A 17246-nucleotide genomic window follows, 5' to 3' on the forward strand; every position below is an offset into this window, starting at 1 on the left:
CCATTGATTTTATTGCATCGCTACTTTTTGATTCTCAGCACGCATCGTTTCAATCATAAACACGCGGTTGACTGCATTAATATACGCTTTTGCGGATGCTTCCAGCACGTCCTGCGCCGTACCGCGACCGCTAGTTTCTATATCATTGACACGCACTTTCACGAAAACTTGCGCAAGCGCGTCACGACCACCGCTCACGGATTCAATACGGTAATCAAGAAGAGTAACAGATGTCTTAAAGCAACGCTCTAACGTGTTATACAATGCTTCGACGCTTCCCGCTCCCGTTGCCGCTTCTTGAATCTCATTTCCTTGTCCGTCTTTTAAGACGACAACAGCGGTCGGAATTTGGTTTGTGCCATACTGAACTTGAAGCGAGGATAACTGATAAAAATCTTTAAAGTGATCAAATTTTTCTTCAAAAATAAGCGCGACTAAATCATCATCGGTAATGTCTTTTTTCTTATCTGCCAACTCTTTAAATCGAACAAATAATTTATTAACTTCTTCATCTGATAATGTGTATCCAAGCTCTTCAACACGATTGCGCAGCGCATGCCGTCCCGAATGTTTTCCAAGCACCATGGAGTTTGATTGAACACCAACAAGTTCTGGTGAAATAATTTCATACGTTGTTTTTTCTTTTAATACACCATCTTGATGGATTCCTGACTCATGAGCGAAGGCATTTTTGCCAATGACCGCTTTGTTTGGCGGAATAACCACACCTGTCAATTTGCTTACTAAATTGCTCGTTCGCTTAATTTCTTGAAGGTTAAGGCGTGTTTCTGCCTGATAATAATCTTTGCGAATGTAAAGCGCGACAGCAATTTCTTCCAATGCCGCATTTCCCGCGCGTTCGCCGATTCCGTTAATCGTCCCTTCGATTTGTGTTGCGCCATGCTCAATTGCTGCCAGTGAATTTGCAACCGCCATTCCTAAATCGTCATGGCAATGGGCAGAAAGAGAAACTTTTTCAATATTCGGAACATTGTTGCTTAAAAATGTGAAAATATTCCCGTACTCTTTCGGGGTAATATACCCTACTGTATCTGGGATATTAATGACCGTCGCCCCCGCTTTAATCACTTCTGTAATAATCTTGGCCAAAAATGGAAGCTCGCTGCGGCAGGCGTCTTCCGCTGACCATTGGACAATTGGAAAATAGCGTTTCGCATATTTGACCGACTCTACCGCTGTTTCAATGACTTGTTCCGGCGTCATTTGCAATTTATACTTCATATGGATCGGAGATGTGGCGATGAATAAATGGAGACGAGGCTCTGCTCCTCCTTTTAACGCCTCCCATGCGGCGTCAATATCGCTCTGTACCGAGCGAGCAAGCCCGGTAACAGAGCATGTTTTGATCGTTTCGGCAATTTGTTTTACCGCTTGGAAATCTCCTTTCGATGAGGCAGGAAAGCCTGCTTCAATAATATCTACACCGAGCCGTTCAAGCTGGCGGGCAATTTCAAGTTTTTCTTGTAAATTCAAATTGATTCCAGCAGACTGTTCACCGTCGCGCAACGTCGTATCAAAAATATTAATTTTTCGCACTGGAGACCACCACTTCTTTCTGTTTTTCTTTCACAAATGGCATCATGCTGCGCAATTCGCGGCCGACAATCTCAATGAGGTGTTCATTTTCACGGCGGTTGATCGCATTAAACTCCGGACGGTTTGCTTGGTTTTCCAAAATCCAGCCTTTTGCAAATTTTCCTGTTTGAATATCATGAAGAACCTTTTTCATCTCTGCTTTCACCGCGTCATTGATAATGCGCGGTCCAGAAATGAAATCTCCCCATTGCGCCGTATCGGAAATCGAATGACGCATCCAAGAAAGACCGCCTTCATACAGAAGATCAACGATCAGCTTCATTTCATGCAAACATTCGAAATAGGCTACTTCCGGCTGATACCCTGCTTCGACAAGCGTTTCAAATCCTGCTTTAATCAGTGATGTTAATCCTCCGCATAATACAGCTTGTTCGCCGAATAAGTCTGTTTCTGTTTCTTCTTTAAATGTCGTTTCCAGCACTCCCGCTCTTGTCGCACCGATCGCTTTTGCATACGCGAGCGCTGTTTGTTTTGCTTCCCCTGTTACATCTTGATACACTGCAATTAATGCAGGAACGCCAGCTCCTTCTGTATACGTGCGGCGCACTAAATGCCCCGGACCTTTCGGTGCAACTAAAAATACATCGACATGTTCAGGAGGAACAATCTGATTAAAGTGGATATTAAACCCATGGGCAAATACTAATGCGTTTCCTGGCTGAAGCTCTGGTTCGATTTCTTCTTTATATACATTTGGTTGTTTTTCATCTGGAAGAAGAACCATGACGATATCCGCTTGTTTGGTTGCTTCGCGAACACTATATACGGCAAAACCGTCTTTTTCCGCTTGTTCCCATGATTTTCCTTTACGAAGCCCAACAATAACGTTCACGCCGCTGTCGCGAAGGTTTTGTGCATGTGCATGGCCTTGTGAACCGTAACCGATAATTGCCACCGTTTTTGATTGTAAGTATTTTTCATTTGCATCTCCGTTATAGTAAACTTTTGCCATTATCCATCTCTCCTTTTCTCATAGTCTTTTAGATAATGAAAGCAGTTTTATGTGTAGCGGCTGTTTTTTGCAAGCCGCGTGTAAACGCTGTTGTGCCTGTTCTCGCCACTTCTTTAATTCCGTAAGGCCGCAATAACTCAATGAGCGCTTCTACTTTTTCGGATTCGCCTGTTACTTGAATAACAAGACTATCTTTGCTTACATCGACAATCGAAGCGCGGAATGGCTCAATAAGCGTATAGATCTCTTGGCGGAGCGCCGGTGTCACGGATACTTTCACGAGCGCCAGTTCCCGCGCAACAATCGCTTGGTCGGTAATATCATTTACTTTCAGCACATCAATCTGCTTGTTTAACTGTTTAATAATTTGCTCTGCCGTCCGCTCATCTTCAACATTGACGACAAATGTCATTCGGGAAACTCCTTCTACTTCTGTATGTCCTACCGTGATGCTTTCAATGTTATAATGCCGTTTCGTAAATAACCCGGTAATTCGGTTGAGAACGCCTGGACGGTTATTGACTGTCATTGTGATAATTCGCCGCACGGTTTCACCCCCACCATTTCATGTAATCCTTTTCCAGGTGCAACCATTGGATAGACGTTTTCATCCGCTTTTACATGGAAATCAAGTAAAACCGGACCGTCGATCGCAAATGCTTTCTTTAGTACCTCCATCGCTTCCGCCTCCGTTTTTGCCTGGAAGCCTGGAATATTGTATGCTTCTGCTAGTTTTACAAAATCCGGCTGATTTGGAATGAGAGAATGGGAATATCGTTTTTCGTAGAAAAGTTCCTGCCATTGACGAACCATACCAAGCGCTTGGTTATTCACAATAACCACTTTAATCGGCAATTGAAGCTCTTGGATGACAGACAACTCTTGGAATGTCATTTGGAAGCCACCATCACCAACAATGGAAACGACCGCAGCATTTCTATCCGCAAGCTGCGCTCCGATCGCCGCCGGGAGGCCGAATCCCATCGTTCCAAGCCCGCCGGAAGTAACCCAGCGATGCGGTCTATTAAACTTGTAATATTGCGCCGCCCACATTTGATGCTGGCCAACGTCGGTAGTAATAATGGCTTCTCCGTTCGTTAATTCATAAATCATTTCCACCAGCTTTTGCGGCTTAATCGTTTGTTCATCGTCTTCGTAATAAAGAGGAAATTGCCGTTTCCATTCGTTTAACTGGGCAAGCCATGCGCTTGTGTCCGCTGGCTTTCCTTGCTGATGAATTAATTCTTGCAAGGCCGCTTTCGCATCGCTGACAATCGGAATTTTCGTAGGCACATTTTTGCCGATTTCCGCCGGATCAATGTCAATGTGTGCCACCGTTGCCTTTGGTGCAAAGTATTTTAAATTTCCCGTAACACGATCATCGAATCTTGCCCCAATATTAATGAGTAAATCACATTCATATAGCGCCATGTTTGCTGTATACGTACCGTGCATGCCAGCCATTCCTAAAAATAATGGGTGATCGGCTGGAAATCCGCCTAAGCCTAATAACGTATGAACAACTGGAATATTTTGTTGTTCAGCATATTGCCGTAGTTCATTTGAAGCGTTCGCATGTAATACGCCTGCTCCCGCTAAAATGACAGGTCTTTTCGATTGGCTAACCGCTTCTACAAGGCGGCGAATTTGCAAATGGTTTGGGTGAGTGGTCGGTTGATACCCTGGCAAATGAACCTCTTGTTCGTAATCAAATTCTCCTTCCGCTATGGTAATGTCTTTTGGGATATCGATTAATACAGGACCAGGTCTTCCTGTTGTGGCAATATGAAACGCTTCTTTAATAATTTTCGGAAGCTCGCTTATATCACGAACTTGATAATTATGTTTCGTAATTGGCATCGTAATTCCGAGAACATCCGCTTCTTGAAACGCATCTGAACCGATGACGCTCGTTGCAACTTGACCTGTAAATACGACGATCGGCAGCGAATCCATCATTGCATCTGTTAAACCTGTCACAATGTTTGTCGCTCCAGGCCCTGATGTTGCGATCACAACGCCCGGCTTTCCAGAAATACGCGCATATCCTTCTGCGGCATGAATGGCCCCTTGCTCATGCCGCGTTAATACGTGAAACACTCCTGATTGATATAACTTGTCGTAAAGCGGCAACACCGCTCCACCCGGATATCCAAAAATAACTTCTACCTTTTCCGCCTTTAACGCCTCAATTAACATTAGCGCTCCGCTCATTTTCGTTTTTTCGGACGTTTTTTCCTCTACTTTCATCCTTGCCATCATCCATCCTCCCTCGCATTTTTCATCGCTATGAAAAAAACCTTTTCACCCACAATGACCTACTTTGGTTCGGTCAAAGGGGCGAAAAGGTTCACTTTTCGCGGTACCACCCTTCTTCGTGGCCATTACGACCACCTCATGAGCGATTGGCAAATCAGCCAACCGCTCTTTTTAGTAACGAGTGAAGCAATTGTTCTCCACCCGTCCAACCCTACTAGCCATATGACGTTCAGGCTGGCGCTCAGAGGTGAGTTCGTCAAGCGGCAGCATCACCGGTTCCCAGCTCCCCCGGCTCTCTGTGGATGCTGTCCCCGCTGACTACTTATCCTCGTCAACGCTTTCACATATATAAAACTTTCATTGTGCATTATCTAACACTTGCGTTGGTTTGATATACTTTTACTCCTTCAGAAACAACACGGCGTCTAAACTCTTCAAGCAGCCGTTTTGTATGCTTTCCTGGCACGCCTTCACCGATCACGCGTCCATCCACCTTCACCACTGCAATCACTTCAGCAGCTGTTCCAGTTAAAAAAACTTCATCGGCAACATAAACATCGTGGCGCGTAAACGGCTCTTCTTTTACGACATACCCAAGTTCTTGAGCAATTTCGATAATAGCTTGACGCGTAATTCCTTCCAGCGCTCCTACATATCCAGGCGGTGTATATATTACCTCGTCTTTAATAATAAAGACGTTATCTCCCGATCCTTCGGCTACATATCCTTGATCATTTAAAATCAACGCCTCGCTTACGTTAGCGAGATGTGCCTCAATTTTGACAAGAACGTTATTTAAATAGTTGAGTGACTTTACTTTTGGGCTAAGGACATCAGAACGATTTCTTCGAGTGGCAACCGTTACCACTTCAATTCCAGTTTCATATAAATGTTTTGGAAAAAGCGCTAACGGCTCAACAATAATAACAACTTGCGGCTTTTTGCACTTATACGGATCAAGCCCTAAATCGCCGACTCCGCGTGAAACAACAAGACGAATATATGCATCTTGATATTGATTTTTTCGTATCGTTTCAATAACATAATTTGTCATCTCTTCTTTTGTATAAGGAATCGTTAATAAAATCGATTTTGCTGAATTGTAGAGACGATCTATATGCTCTTTTAATCGAAACACGTTGCCGCTATAGACACGAATCCCTTCAAATACGCCATCGCCGTATAAAAAACCATGATCGTATACCGAGATTTTCGCATTTTCTTTTGTCACAAATTCACCGTTTAAAAAAATCCATTGTTCACTCAATTTTGTTCCCCTCTTCCCTGGTAAGTACAGTCTCTCGTTTGTATTGATCATTGCTGTTATTGTTCATGCGTTTGATTTATTTGAAAATTATAATAATCCTAAAACAAAAGAGAGTCAATACTATTTTTTGAATATTTAGATTGATTAAACTATTTGTATCCGCTTACATATTGATAGAATCAATGAATTTTCATGTTAAAAAAATTTTTTCGTTGTCCAATAAAAAACCTCCTTTTCCGTTGTGGAAAAGGAGGTTTTAGCGTCCCAGGAGAGATTCGAACTCCCGACCGACGGCTTAGAAGGCCGCTGCTCTATCCAGCTGAGCTACTGGGACATGTATTTCACACTATTCAATTTCATATTTTCATCCTTGATATCCTGTCTCTTCCTCTACCAGCTGATTCAAGGAAGCTTAGTGCGTCGAGACAACTCGCAGCTGTTTCATGGAAGTATGGCTCGTCGCTGAGCTACTGGGACATGGTAATATTCACGTTATATTTTATTTTCGTTGTCTCTTCCTCTACCAGCTGATTCAAGGAAGCCTAGTGCGTCGAGACAACTCGCAGCTGTTTCATGGAAGTGTGGCTCGTCGCTGAGCTACTGAGACATGTATTTCACACTATATTAATTTCACATTTTCATCCTTGATATCCTGTCTCTTCCTCTACCAGCTGATTCAAGGAAGCTTAGTGCGTCGAGACAACTCGCAGTCGATTCATGGAAGTGTTGCTCGTTTTCCAAAGACAGTCTATATTATAGAAAAGCTTTTCGATAAAGTCAAGATAAAAAAGAGCGAGAAAAATCTCGCTCATAGGGTAAATGTTTTCGTAAGTGATGCCACTTCTTTTCCATCGAGTTCGTAAAATTGAACCGTTGCTTTTCCGTCTTCTATTTGCAATAATGCGTATGTTTTTTCTTTCCGCGCTCTCGGCAACAAAATGCTTCCCGGATTAATAAATAAAATACCGTCGATCATCTCAGCACCAGCGATATGAGAATGACCAAAACATACCACTTTTGCCTCTACTTCTTTCGCACGATAGTAAAGATTCATTAGCGACGTTTTCACATTATAGAGGTGACCGTGAGTAATGAAAAAGCGAACCCCTTCAATTTCTTCGGTTCGTTCATTAGGAAATTGCGTGGTGAAATCACAATTTCCGCGCACTACCAAAAAACGGGCAATTTCTTTTTGATCAAAAGGCAATTCAGAATCTCCGCAATGAATCAGCGCATTTGCTTCATGATGATGACGCGCCACGATTTCTTCTAGTTCATTCGTTAATCCATGGCTATCACTAACAATTAACACTTTCATGTTTCTTTACTCCTTATCGTTAATGATTTCATCCCACTGCTTTTCTAATTTCGCTAACGCTTTTGCTCGATGGCTGATTTGATTTTTCTCTTCTTTGGATAATTCCGCCATCGTTTTTCCTTTTTGCGGAACGTAAAAAATTGGATCATACCCAAATCCGTTTTCACCCTTTGGCACTTCTGTAATGTATCCTTCACACGTTCCCTCAACGACGGTTGTGCGGCGCCCTGGAGCCGCGACAGCAAGCGCGCAATGGAAACGCGCCGTTCGCTTTTCAAAAGGAATTCCTTTCAACTCTTCCAATACTTTGGCAATGTTTTTTTGATCGTTCTTTTCTTCTCCAGCGTATCGGGCGGAATATACACCTGGTCTTCCATCTAAAGCGTCAATCGATAGGCCGGAGTCGTCGGCGATCACGATCGCATGAAAATAATGGGCCATCGCTTCCGCTTTTAATACCGCGTTTTCAGCAAACGTGCTTCCCGTTTCCTCAACATCTGGGCAATTCGGAAAATCTAGAAGCGATTTTACTTCTATTCCTTTTTTTTCAAGGAGTTCTTGAAACTCTCGCGCCTTTCCGATGTTTTTCGTCGCGATAATGACTTGTTTCATCATGTATCCCCACTTTCCTCGCTTCTCTTTATATCAATTTGCATTGCAAGTTCTCCTAACGTTTTCCGTTGAATGTCGATAAGCTGTCGAATCCCTACTTCTGCTGTATCTAGCAATTCATTTAATTGTTCTCGCGAAAATGTCGCTTCTTCTCCTGTTCCTTGAATTTCCACAAAGCGGCCAGCTCCTGTCATCACAATGTTCATATCGACTTCTGCCCGCGCGTCTTCCGCATAGTTTAAATCAAGAATAATTCCGTGTTCTGGATCGATCCCAACAGATGTAGCAGCTAGAAAATCATTCACAGGAAGTTCATCGAGTTTCTTTTCTTCCATCAATTTCGCGAATGCTAACACCATCGCTACATACGCTCCTGTAATCGACGCTGTCCGCGTTCCTCCGTCCGCTTGAATCACATCACAATCAATCCATACTGTCTTCTCGCCTAACTTGTCCAAATTAACGACAGAACGAAGCGCTCTTCCGATAAGACGTTGGATTTCCATTGTTCGCCCTGATAATTTTCCTTTGCTAGATTCCCTCACATTTCGCTGTTCTGTCGCTCTCGGCAGCATCGCATATTCCGCAGTAATCCATCCTTTTCCGCCGCCACGCATAAACGGCGGCACTTTGTCATCGATGCTTGCTGTGCAAATCACTTTCGTATCACCAACTGTAATGAATACCGACCCTTCTGCATGTTTAATAAAATGTTTCTCCATATGTACAGGACGCAGCTGTTTGTTTTCTCTGCCATCTATCCTCATAATAAAAATCCTCCTTTACATAAACAGAAAGAGGTAGCACACCGTCTACCTCTTTTTTATATCATAATATCGCATCAAACTGCTAGCTACTCTGTTGTTGCATTGTCATTTTCGAAAATAATCGCTTAAAAGCTTTCTGTATTCACTTTTTCTGGTCTTGCCACTGGTTCGGATAACGGTTTTCCATCTTCTCTAACAAGATTTGCTTTTCCATTTACCATAATAGAGACACTCTCGATTCCCTTTTGCTCCGTTAGTGAGAGAACAAGCGAATTTAATACATGATCCGAAATGACATTTTTCTTATTGCTGCCGTAAATGGCTTCGTTAAAGTTTAATGTCACTTTTCCATCTTCATATTTTGGTTTTCCAACTAACTGAGTATCTGGCTGAAACTCACTTACAAGACCGCTGCCATAGCTTGGTCCTTTAATTAATTCGTTAACCGCAGCGACAATATCATCTTTTTCTTTATTAGACACGCGGCGCGTTACTGGAACGTAGTACGTATCGTTTCCTTGTTGAGCGACAAAATAAACGGTAACTGGGTGAGTATTTGTAATATCCGCAACACCTTTGGCATCAATATTAATTCCATCAGCGCGGCTGACACCGTCTTGAATAGGTGTTTTATTGACTGGCATGACATCTTGATCATAACCGTTAATGCGAATTTTTACTCTTTTCACATTATCAAACTGTGTCAGCGTCCATGTAATGGCTTGCAAAATTCTCTTTTCATCTTCTGGTTTATAATTTGCAAATTCTGGTGAGAAATCAGCAATAATGGTGCCATCTTTCTCCAGCTTCACTCCTAATACCCTTGTATCTGCTGGCAATACAGCGCGAAACCCGTTTGGCAACAATTCCGAAACAGGGCCATCTTCCACCAAATATTCGAGCACTTGCTTTGCCACAGCATCTGTCTTCGGCAGTTCTACGGTCTGCGGCACGACAAATCCATTTTTATCAATTAAGTAAAGCTCGCGTTTTACTGTTTCGGTTGCTTTTTTCTCGTCTTTTTCTCCCCCTTGTTTTCCAGTTGTTTCTTGTAATGATTGCCCATCTTTTAAATAGCTCACATCCTGTGGCGGGTCAATTTCTTTAACAGCTTCATCCTTTCCAAATAACCCACAACCACTAAGTAATAACAGCGATGTAACAACGGATGCAGCTAGTTTCCACGTTCCTCGATGAAACATGAATTTTCCCTCCTACTCATAGTTTGTACTACTATCTATGTATACGAGCCTTTTTTGAAAATAGAATAAAAAAATCCTTTAGCTTTTACGCTAAAGGATTTTTTTATAATTCAATCGTTTGAACATTTTCAATTGGCTTTCCAAACCATTTGGAAGCAATTTTTTGGAACAGTTCCTTTGATCCTGTCGTAAAGAATAAATGTTCTGCCTCTCGTTGCCCTGTATAAAGAAGATGGCTATGATGCAAAATCGCACTAACTTCACGTGCGGTTTCATCACCGGAACAAATTAGTTTTACGCGTTTTCCCATATATTCTTTAATAAGAGGACTTAACAAAGGATAGTGAGTGCATCCTAAAATAAGGACATCCATATTGCTCGATTTAAACGGTTCAAGCGATTCAGCGACTATCTTTCTCGCTTCCTCTCCTTCGAAGTTTCCGCTCTCTACAAGCGGGACAAACTTTGGACATGCTAAACTTTCTACACGAACTCGATGGTTAATGGATTTTAGCGCCTTTTCATACGCACCGCTTTTTACTGTACCAATTGTACCAATCACACCGATATGCCCGTTTTTCGTCGCTTTTAACGCCGCGCGAGCTCCAGGATGTACCACTCCTAATACCGGAATATCGAGCTGTTCCCGAATTTCGTCTAATACGACAGCTGTTGCCGTATTACAAGCAATAACAAGCATTTTAATATTATACCGCAATAAATAATTCGTCATTTCCCATGTAAATTGACGAATTTCCTCTTTAGGGCGTGGCCCATATGGGCAACGAGCTGTATCCCCAAGATAAACAATCCGTTCTTTTGGTAACTGTCGCATAATTTCTTTTGCAACAGTTAATCCACCAACTCCTGAGTCAATAACACCAATTGCTCTTTCCAATTGATCCGCCTCATTCTTTTTTTCATTTCTTGATGTAGTTTTCGTAAGTATTTTCTAAAAAGACAATTTCTTGATTGGAAAAATTTTGCAACACTTGTACCAAATCATGTTGACGCTTTTTATCACTTCTTCGACCATTCGTTTCCCTTTTTCGAGAAGACGAATGCGTACAACTCGTCAGTCGTGCCGATCTTTTACTCTAGCAACGAGCCTGTATTTTTCCATTCTGTCTACTAAATATGTTGTGCTACATGCCAGATACATTTTGTTCAATAATTCGCCGATCGTCAAGTCCTCTTCTTCCAATAGCTATTTTAGTGTGGCGAATTGCGCGGTGTGATTGGATACTACGCTAAAATTTCACGGTCTCGTTGTTTTAAATTTGCGGCAATATATCGATCTAGCTCTGCAACAGTCTTTTCATCAAAAGACATACAATCTCCTCTACAACGGTGCATTTATTATTTTTAATGTTTTTCTACAAAAATGCAACAAAAAAATACAACTTTTTATTTTATTCGACAATGTTTGATATATTCCATTTTACTCCACTTTGCCACATAATCAATGAGTAAATCGTTTTTATTTTTAAAACTAAATTTCATCTTTAAAATATAACAAACCGGCTACCTTAAAATAAGGTGAGCCGGCATTTCTTATAGTTCAAGTTCTCCCATTCGAAGCAATTCAATAACTGCTTGGGATCGCCCCTTTACCCCAAGTTTTTGCATTGCGTTCGAAATGTGGTTGCGAACCGTTTTTTCACTAATAAACAGTTCTCTGGCAATTTCTTTCGTCGTCTTATCTTGAACTAATAATTCAAATACCTCTCTCTCTCTTTTCGTTAGCAACGGCTTTGGTTGAAATGATTTATCCTTCAAGTATTGTAACCCTCCTTGCTTTCACTAGACCTGAACTACCGGATGGGTATTATTCACCATATAGTATGTGAAAGAAGGGGTTACGGTGACGGAATTTCGCTTATCTAATAGAAAAATAGGTATTTTTCTAAACAATTGCCGTTGCTTGGGACTGTTGGAGCATTTGTCTCATCTCATCGCTCCAAGGAACGCTTTTTGAAAGAAGGTAAACGACTTTTCCCATTGTTCCCATTGATCAATGTAATCAATCTGCTTCATTACATATCCCCCTAATAAAAATCCTCTTCATGAAAGCCATGAAGAGGATTTTCATCATTATACTTCGTCACTTCCGAAGAAGTTGCGGAACATTTGAATCGTCGCTTCACGGTTTAGCGCAGCGATCGAAGTGGTTAACGGAATTCCTTTTGGACAAGATTGCACACAGTTTTGCGAGTTACCACAGTTCGCTAAACCGCCATCACCCATAATCGCTTTCATCCGCTCCGCTTTATGCATCGCGCCTGTTGGATGCGCATTAAATAGACGTACTTGGGAAAGCGGTGCTGGACCGATGAAATTCGATTTGCTGTTGACGTTTGGACATGCCTCTAAACATACACCGCATGTCATACATTTTGAAAGCTCGTATGCCCATTGGCGTTTTCGTTCTGGCATACGCGGACCAGGACCTATGTCATACGTTCCGTCGATTGGGATCCATGCTTTTACTTTTTTCAACGAGTCAAACATACGGCTGCGGTCTACTTGCAAGTCGCGAACTACCGGGAACGTGCGCATTGGTTCCAAACGAATTGGCTGTTCTAATTTATCAATTAATGCTGTGCATGCTTGACGCGGTTTGCCGTTAATAACCATCGAGCAAGCGCCGCATACTTCTTCCAAACAGTTCATTTCCCATACAACTGGGGTTGTTTTTTGCCCTTTCGCGTTAACCGGATTACGGCGAATTTCCATCAGCGCAGAAATGACGTTCATATTCGGACGATATGGAATTTCAAATTCTTCTTCGTATGGCGCAGAATCAGGACGATCTTGACGTGTTATAATGAATCGAACCGTTTTTTTCTCGCTCATCGTTTACTTCACTTCCTCTTTCTTTTTCGTGTAGTCGCGTTTGCGTGGCTTAATCAACGATACATCGACATCTTCGTAGTGGAATGCCGGTCCATCTGGGGTATAGCGTGCCATCGTTGTTTTGAGCCACTCTTCGTCATTGCGCTCTGGAAACTCCGGTTTATAGTGTGCACCACGGCTTTCGTTGCGGTTGTAAGCGCCTAGCGTAATTACCCGCGCTAGTTGAAGCATATTATATAACTGACGAATAAATGTTGCGCCTTGGTTGCTCCATTTCGACGTGTCTGTAACACTGATGTTTTTATAGCGTTCCAACAATTCCTGGATTTTCTCGTCTGTTTTCAACAACTTATCGTTGTAACGAACGATTGTAACGTTCGCTGTCATCCATTCGCCCAACTCTTTATGAAGCACATACGCGTTTTCTGTTCCATCCATGGACAAGATGTTGTTCCAACGCTCTTCTTCTTGCTTCACATAGCGGTCGTACAACGATGATGGCATTGCGTCTGCCGATTTTTCCAAACCGCGAATGTATCGAACCGCATTTGGTCCAGCAACCATGCCGCCGTAAATCGCTGATAATAAGGAGTTAGCTCCTAGACGGTTTGCGCCATGGATCGAGTAATCACATTCGCCAGCGGCAAACAATCCTTTAATGTTTGTCATTTGATCATAATCAACCCATAAGCCGCCCATCGAATAGTGAACAGCTGGGAATACTTTCATCGGCACTTTGCGAGGGTCTTCCCCCATAAATTTCTCATAAATTTCAATAATACCGCCAAGTTTGATATCTAGTTCTTTCGGATCTTTATGAGAAAGATCAAGATATACCATGTTTTCGCCGTTGATGCCGAGCTTCAAGTCAACGCAAACGTGGAAAATTTCTCTTGCTGCGATATCACGAGGTACAAGGTTTCCGTAAGCAGGATATTTTTCTTCAAGGAAATACCAAGGTTTTCCGTCTTTATATGTCCAGACTCTTCCGCCTTCCCCTCGGGCTGACTCACTCATGAGACGCAGTTTATCGTCTCCCGGAATCGCCGTCGGGTGAATTTGGATAAATTCCCCGTTTGCATAGTACGCGCCTTGTTGATAGACGATAGACGCTGCTGAACCTGTGTTGATGATCGAGTTCGTCGATTTTCCAAAAATGACTCCTGGTCCGCCTGTCGCCATAATGACCGCGTCCGCAGGAAACGCTTTAATTTCCATTGTTTTTAAATCTTGCGCAACGATTCCTCGGCAAATTTGTTCATCATCTAAAACAACGCCTAAAAACTCCCATCCTTCATATTTTGTGACAAGTCCAGCCACTTCATGGCGGCGCACTTGTTCATCAAGCGCATATAATATCTGCTGGCCTGTCGTTGCCCCTGCGTATGCAGTACGGTGATGCTGCGTTCCACCGAAGCGGCGGAAATCAAGCAACCCTTCAGGAGTACGGTTGAACATGACTCCCATGCGGTCAAGCATATAAATGATGCTTGGCGCTGCCTCACACATCGCTTTTACCGGAGGCTGGTTCGCTAAAAAGTCACCGCCATATACGGTATCGTCGAAATGTTCCCAAGGAGAATCCCCTTCCCCTTTCGTATTTACCGCACCGTTAATCCCACCTTGTGCACAGACAGAGTGAGACCGCTTAACAGGTACGAGCGAGAACAATTCTACAGGTACGCCTGCTTCCGCGATTTTAATCGTTGCCATTAGACCAGCTAGACCGCCACCAACTACGATGATTTTTCCTTTTTTCATTGCTACTCACTCCCTAAAAGATTGCTAGTTGTAGATTAAGCGAATGCCAAAATAGCACGAATGCCGACGATGGAAAGCGCGACAAAAATAAGCATTGTCACATAGGTGAAAACTTGTTGTGAACGAGGAGATACCGTTAACCCCCAGCTTACGCAGAAGGACCATAAACCATTCGCAAAATGGAACACTGTTGATAAAATTCCGACAATGTAAAATGTCAGCATAGCCGGATTATCGACAATATTCGCCATCATTTCATAGTTTACTTCCGTGCCCAATGCGGCTTGCACTCGAGTTTCATATACATGCCATGTCACAAAAATTAATGTGATGATTCCGGTGATCCGCTGCAAGACAAACATCCAGTTGCGGAAATATCCGTAACTTCCCACATTAAATTTCGCTGTAAAAGCGATGTAAAGCCCATAAATGGCATGGAACAATAGCGGAAGAAAAATGACGAATATTTCTAAAAAATAGCGAAATGGTAAATTCTCCATAAAGGAAGCAGCACGGTTAAACGCTTCCGGACCTTTTGTCGCAAAATGGTTTACGACTAAATGTTGTACTAAAAAGATCCCTACTGGAATGACTCCTAACAGCGAATGGAGCCGACGGTAATAAAATTCGCGATTTCCTGCCATATGTAAACCCCCTTTGAATAATAACGATGAAAAATTAATGCGCTCCCCATCCACAAAAATGAAAAGGTAATGATTCATAGAATGTAATTGCTTCCATTACCATAATCATTGTGTCACATTCATTGTACTCTCACATTGTACAAGCGTCAAGAAAACAAAGTCATAAAATGTTCAAACGTTTGAATATTTAAACAATGTCTGATCATAAGAAAGATAATGCGCGCTCCCCTCCATTTCGCTATAATGTTAGAGTAGATAGAAAGAGGGGAAGCATGTGAAACTACCATCGCTAGAAGAACAATATAAAGCATTAGAAAACATTCCTATTTCCGCATTTGGCTCTGAACTGATTCGGCAAATTCTTCTTCCTGAATTGCTCGGAAAAGAAACAGCAAGCATTTTATACTGGGCTGGTAAAAGCTTGGCGCGCCATTATCCGCTAGAAACGATATCCGATATCATCACGTTTTTTGAAAAAGCTGGATGGGGAACCCTTTCCGTTTTGGAAGAAGGAAAGGACGAGCTTCACGTTGAGTTGACAGGTCCGATCATCGCCGCGCGATTTGCTCTTCACGAAAATTGTACATTTCAGTTGGAAGCAGGATTTCTAGCCCAACAAATTGAGCATCAAAAACGCCGCGTTGCTGAAGCGTTCGAACAACAAAAGAAACGTGCTAATAAAGTGTTAATCACCATTAAATGGGATCGCAAAGATGAAATAAATAGCTAAGAGCCTGCGAATGCAGGCTTTTGCCATTTTTATGAGCGCAGCGCTACGGTTTCTTCGGCAAGCCCGAATGCTTCGTGAAGCGCCTCGACGGCCGAAACCATATATTTTTCGTCAATGACCGTGGAAATTTTAATTTCTGACGTGCTGACCATTTTTATTTCAATGCCTTGATTCGCTAGCGCTTCAAACATTTGCGCAGCTACTCCCGGATTAGAAATCATACCGGAGCCGACAATCGATACTTTTGCTAAACCAGTTTCATATTGCACATTTGCTCCTTTTAACGATTGTAATACTTGGATCGTTTCTTGCAGATCTTCCGTGCGAATCGAAAAAGAAACAGACGTTGTTTCGGAATTCGTCGCGCTTTGAATAATAATATCTACATTGATGCCACGGTTCGCAAGAGCCGTAAAAATGGTCGGCAATGTATATAAACTATTTTCGATTCCATCCACCGTTACTCTCGTTACTTGATCTTCAAATGCGATTCCTCGTACGATTAAATGCTGCTCCATCGAAACTTCCTCCTTTACCATCGTTCCTCTTTCGTTTTCCATGCTCGAACGCACTTCCAGCGGCACTTCGTAGTTTTTCGCAAATTCAACGGCGCGCGGATGCAATACTCCTGCCCCTAAATTGGCTAGCTCAAGCATTTCATCATAGGAAATCTCTTTTAATTTTCTTGCTGTTTTTACATAACGCGGGTCTGTCGTAAACACGCCTGTGACGTCCGTATAAATATCGCATTTATCGGCTTTTAATGCTACCGCCAGCGCTACCGCTGTTGTATCGGAACCTCCGCGGCCGAGCGTGGTGATTTCCCCTGTTTTCGTCACTCCTTGAAACCCCGCAACGATCACAATCGCCCCTTCATCAAGGTGGCGGCGGATTCTCGTCGTATCCATGTTCATAATGCGGGCATTGCCGTGCATTTCTTCCGTCATAATTCCCGCTTGCCATCCTGTTAATGAAACAGCTTTATATCCTTTTTCATGAAGCGCCATTGCCAAAAGCGCGATGCTCACTTGTTCCCCTGTCGAAAGAAGCATATCCATTTCCCGTTTGCTAGGATGATGGGAAATTTGATTCGCTAAGTTGACAAGCTCATCGGTCGTTTTTCCCATTGCCGAAACAACAACAACCACTTCATTTCCCTTTTGGGCTTCCTCAATGACCCGATTCGCCACATGTTGAATTCTTTCGATGGAACCGACAGACGTTCCGCCAAACTTTTGTACAATAATTCCCATTCGTCTCA

General features: G+C 42.6%; 16 protein-coding genes, 1 tRNA gene, 1 pseudogene and 1 other annotated feature. Of the genes and pseudogenes, 1 reads left to right on the forward strand and 17 read right to left on the reverse strand.

The features are described 5' to 3' along the window. Positions 1-9 precede the first annotated feature (9 nt). From DCC82_RS14030 to DCC82_RS14110, 16 genes and pseudogenes are all read right to left on the reverse strand, one after another. The gene (locus DCC82_RS14030) at positions 10-1557 is read right to left on the reverse strand and encodes a 2-isopropylmalate synthase (protein WP_015864699.1); all 1548 of its coding nucleotides are present in this window, start codon (positions 1555-1557) and stop codon (positions 10-12) included. Then, a complete protein-coding gene (gene ilvC, locus DCC82_RS14035; protein ID WP_015864700.1) occupies positions 1544-2569 on the reverse strand; it encodes a ketol-acid reductoisomerase in 1026 nt (341 codons plus the stop codon). The genes DCC82_RS14030 and ilvC overlap by 14 nt, the downstream gene beginning before the upstream one ends. 28 nt (positions 2570-2597) lie before the next feature. After that, positions 2598-3116: an acetolactate synthase small subunit gene (gene ilvN, locus DCC82_RS14040; RefSeq protein WP_187252137.1), complete on the reverse strand. Its 519-nt coding sequence runs from the start codon at positions 3114-3116 to the stop codon at positions 2598-2600. Beyond that, a complete protein-coding gene (gene ilvB / locus DCC82_RS14045; protein WP_062753107.1) occupies positions 3095-4828 on the reverse strand; it encodes an acetolactate synthase large subunit in 1734 nt (577 codons plus the stop codon). The genes ilvN and ilvB overlap by 22 nt, the downstream gene beginning before the upstream one ends. Positions 4829-4902: 74 nt before the next feature. Beyond that, positions 4903-5172, reverse strand: a binding site (T-box leader). Positions 5173-5195: 23 nt separating this feature from the next. After that, entirely contained in the window at positions 5196-6095 is a 900-nt protein-coding gene (gene ilvE / locus DCC82_RS14055) for a branched-chain-amino-acid transaminase (protein WP_015864703.1), read from the reverse strand. A 260-nt stretch (positions 6096-6355) separates the two neighbouring features. Beyond that, a tRNA-Arg gene (locus DCC82_RS14060) sits at positions 6356-6429 on the reverse strand. Between the two features lie 474 nt (positions 6430-6903). Then, entirely contained in the window at positions 6904-7413 is a 510-nt protein-coding gene (locus DCC82_RS14065; RefSeq protein WP_062677866.1) for a metallophosphoesterase family protein, read from the reverse strand. Between the two features lie 6 nt (positions 7414-7419). Further along, entirely contained in the window at positions 7420-8025 is a 606-nt protein-coding gene (locus DCC82_RS14070; protein ID WP_081188846.1) for an XTP/dITP diphosphatase, read from the reverse strand. Next, positions 8025-8792, reverse strand: coding sequence for a ribonuclease PH (rph, locus tag DCC82_RS14075; protein WP_015864706.1), 768 nt, complete (start codon positions 8790-8792; stop codon positions 8025-8027). Before rph ends, DCC82_RS14070 begins: the two co-directional genes overlap by 1 nt. Positions 8793-8917: 125 nt before the next feature. Then, on the reverse strand, positions 8918-9994 hold the full coding sequence (locus DCC82_RS14080; RefSeq protein ID WP_015864707.1) for a GerMN domain-containing protein: 1077 nt from the start codon (positions 9992-9994) through the stop codon (positions 8918-8920). A gap of 103 nt (positions 9995-10097) precedes the next feature. After that, entirely contained in the window at positions 10098-10892 is a 795-nt protein-coding gene (gene racE / locus DCC82_RS14085; protein WP_015864708.1) for a glutamate racemase, read from the reverse strand. Then, positions 10847-11326, reverse strand: a pseudogene (locus DCC82_RS18285) (MarR family winged helix-turn-helix transcriptional regulator). Before DCC82_RS18285 ends, racE begins: the two are co-directional and overlap by 46 nt. A gap of 222 nt (positions 11327-11548) precedes the next feature. Further along, positions 11549-11773: a helix-turn-helix domain-containing protein gene (locus DCC82_RS14095; protein WP_003248783.1), complete on the reverse strand. Its 225-nt coding sequence runs from the start codon at positions 11771-11773 to the stop codon at positions 11549-11551. Between the two features lie 315 nt (positions 11774-12088). Then, positions 12089-12850 carry a succinate dehydrogenase iron-sulfur subunit gene (gene sdhB, locus DCC82_RS14100; protein WP_097354828.1) on the reverse strand — a complete coding sequence of 254 codons (762 nt, stop codon included), beginning with the start codon at positions 12848-12850 and terminating at the stop codon, positions 12089-12091. Between the two features lie 3 nt (positions 12851-12853). After that, a complete protein-coding gene (sdhA, locus tag DCC82_RS14105; protein WP_015864711.1) occupies positions 12854-14611 on the reverse strand; it encodes a succinate dehydrogenase flavoprotein subunit in 1758 nt (585 codons plus the stop codon). 35 nt (positions 14612-14646) lie between these two features. Then, a complete protein-coding gene (locus tag DCC82_RS14110) occupies positions 14647-15255 on the reverse strand; it encodes a succinate dehydrogenase cytochrome b558 subunit (RefSeq protein WP_097354829.1) in 609 nt (202 codons plus the stop codon). Positions 15256-15529: 274 nt separating this feature from the next. On the opposite strand from DCC82_RS14110, the gene DCC82_RS14115 reads away from it, so the two are divergent. Beyond that, the gene (locus DCC82_RS14115; RefSeq protein WP_015864713.1) at positions 15530-15985 is read left to right on the forward strand and encodes a YslB family protein; all 456 of its coding nucleotides are present in this window, start codon (positions 15530-15532) and stop codon (positions 15983-15985) included. A gap of 29 nt (positions 15986-16014) precedes the next feature. Here the strand turns inward: DCC82_RS14115 and DCC82_RS14120 are convergent, their stop codons facing one another. Continuing rightward, positions 16015-17238, reverse strand: coding sequence for an aspartate kinase (locus DCC82_RS14120; protein ID WP_097354830.1), 1224 nt, complete (start codon positions 17236-17238; stop codon positions 16015-16017). Positions 17239-17246: the final 8 nt, after the last annotated feature.

This window comes from Geobacillus sp. LYN3 (genome assembly GCF_003064505.1).
Taxonomy (GTDB): domain Bacteria; phylum Bacillota; class Bacilli; order Bacillales; family Anoxybacillaceae; genus Parageobacillus_B; species Parageobacillus_B toebii.

Bases quoted from the DNA above. Each gene is read 5' to 3' on its own strand.
- ilvC (WP_015864700.1), bottom strand. From the start codon at position 2,569: ATGGCAAAAGTTTACTATAACGGAGATGCAAATGAAAAATACTTACAA.
- ilvB (WP_062753107.1), bottom strand. From the start codon at position 4,828: ATGGCAAGGATGAAAGTAGAGGAAAAAACGTCCGAAAAAACGAAAATG.
- DCC82_RS14065 (WP_062677866.1), bottom strand. From the start codon at position 7,413: ATGAAAGTGTTAATTGTTAGTGATAGCCATGGATTAACGAATGAACTA.
- DCC82_RS14070 (WP_081188846.1), bottom strand. From the start codon at position 8,025: ATGAAACAAGTCATTATCGCGACGAAAAACATCGGAAAGGCGCGAGAG.
- rph (WP_015864706.1), bottom strand. From the start codon at position 8,792: ATGAGGATAGATGGCAGAGAAAACAAACAGCTGCGTCCTGTACATATG.
- DCC82_RS14080 (WP_015864707.1), bottom strand. From the start codon at position 9,994: ATGTTTCATCGAGGAACGTGGAAACTAGCTGCATCCGTTGTTACATCG.
- sdhB (WP_097354828.1), bottom strand. From the start codon at position 12,850: ATGAGCGAGAAAAAAACGGTTCGATTCATTATAACACGTCAAGATCGT.
- sdhA (WP_015864711.1), bottom strand. From the start codon at position 14,611: ATGAAAAAAGGAAAAATCATCGTAGTTGGTGGCGGTCTAGCTGGTCTA.
- DCC82_RS14110 (WP_097354829.1), bottom strand. From the start codon at position 15,255: ATGGCAGGAAATCGCGAATTTTATTACCGTCGGCTCCATTCGCTGTTA.
- DCC82_RS14120 (WP_097354830.1), bottom strand. From the start codon at position 17,238: ATGGGAATTATTGTACAAAAGTTTGGCGGAACGTCTGTCGGTTCCATC.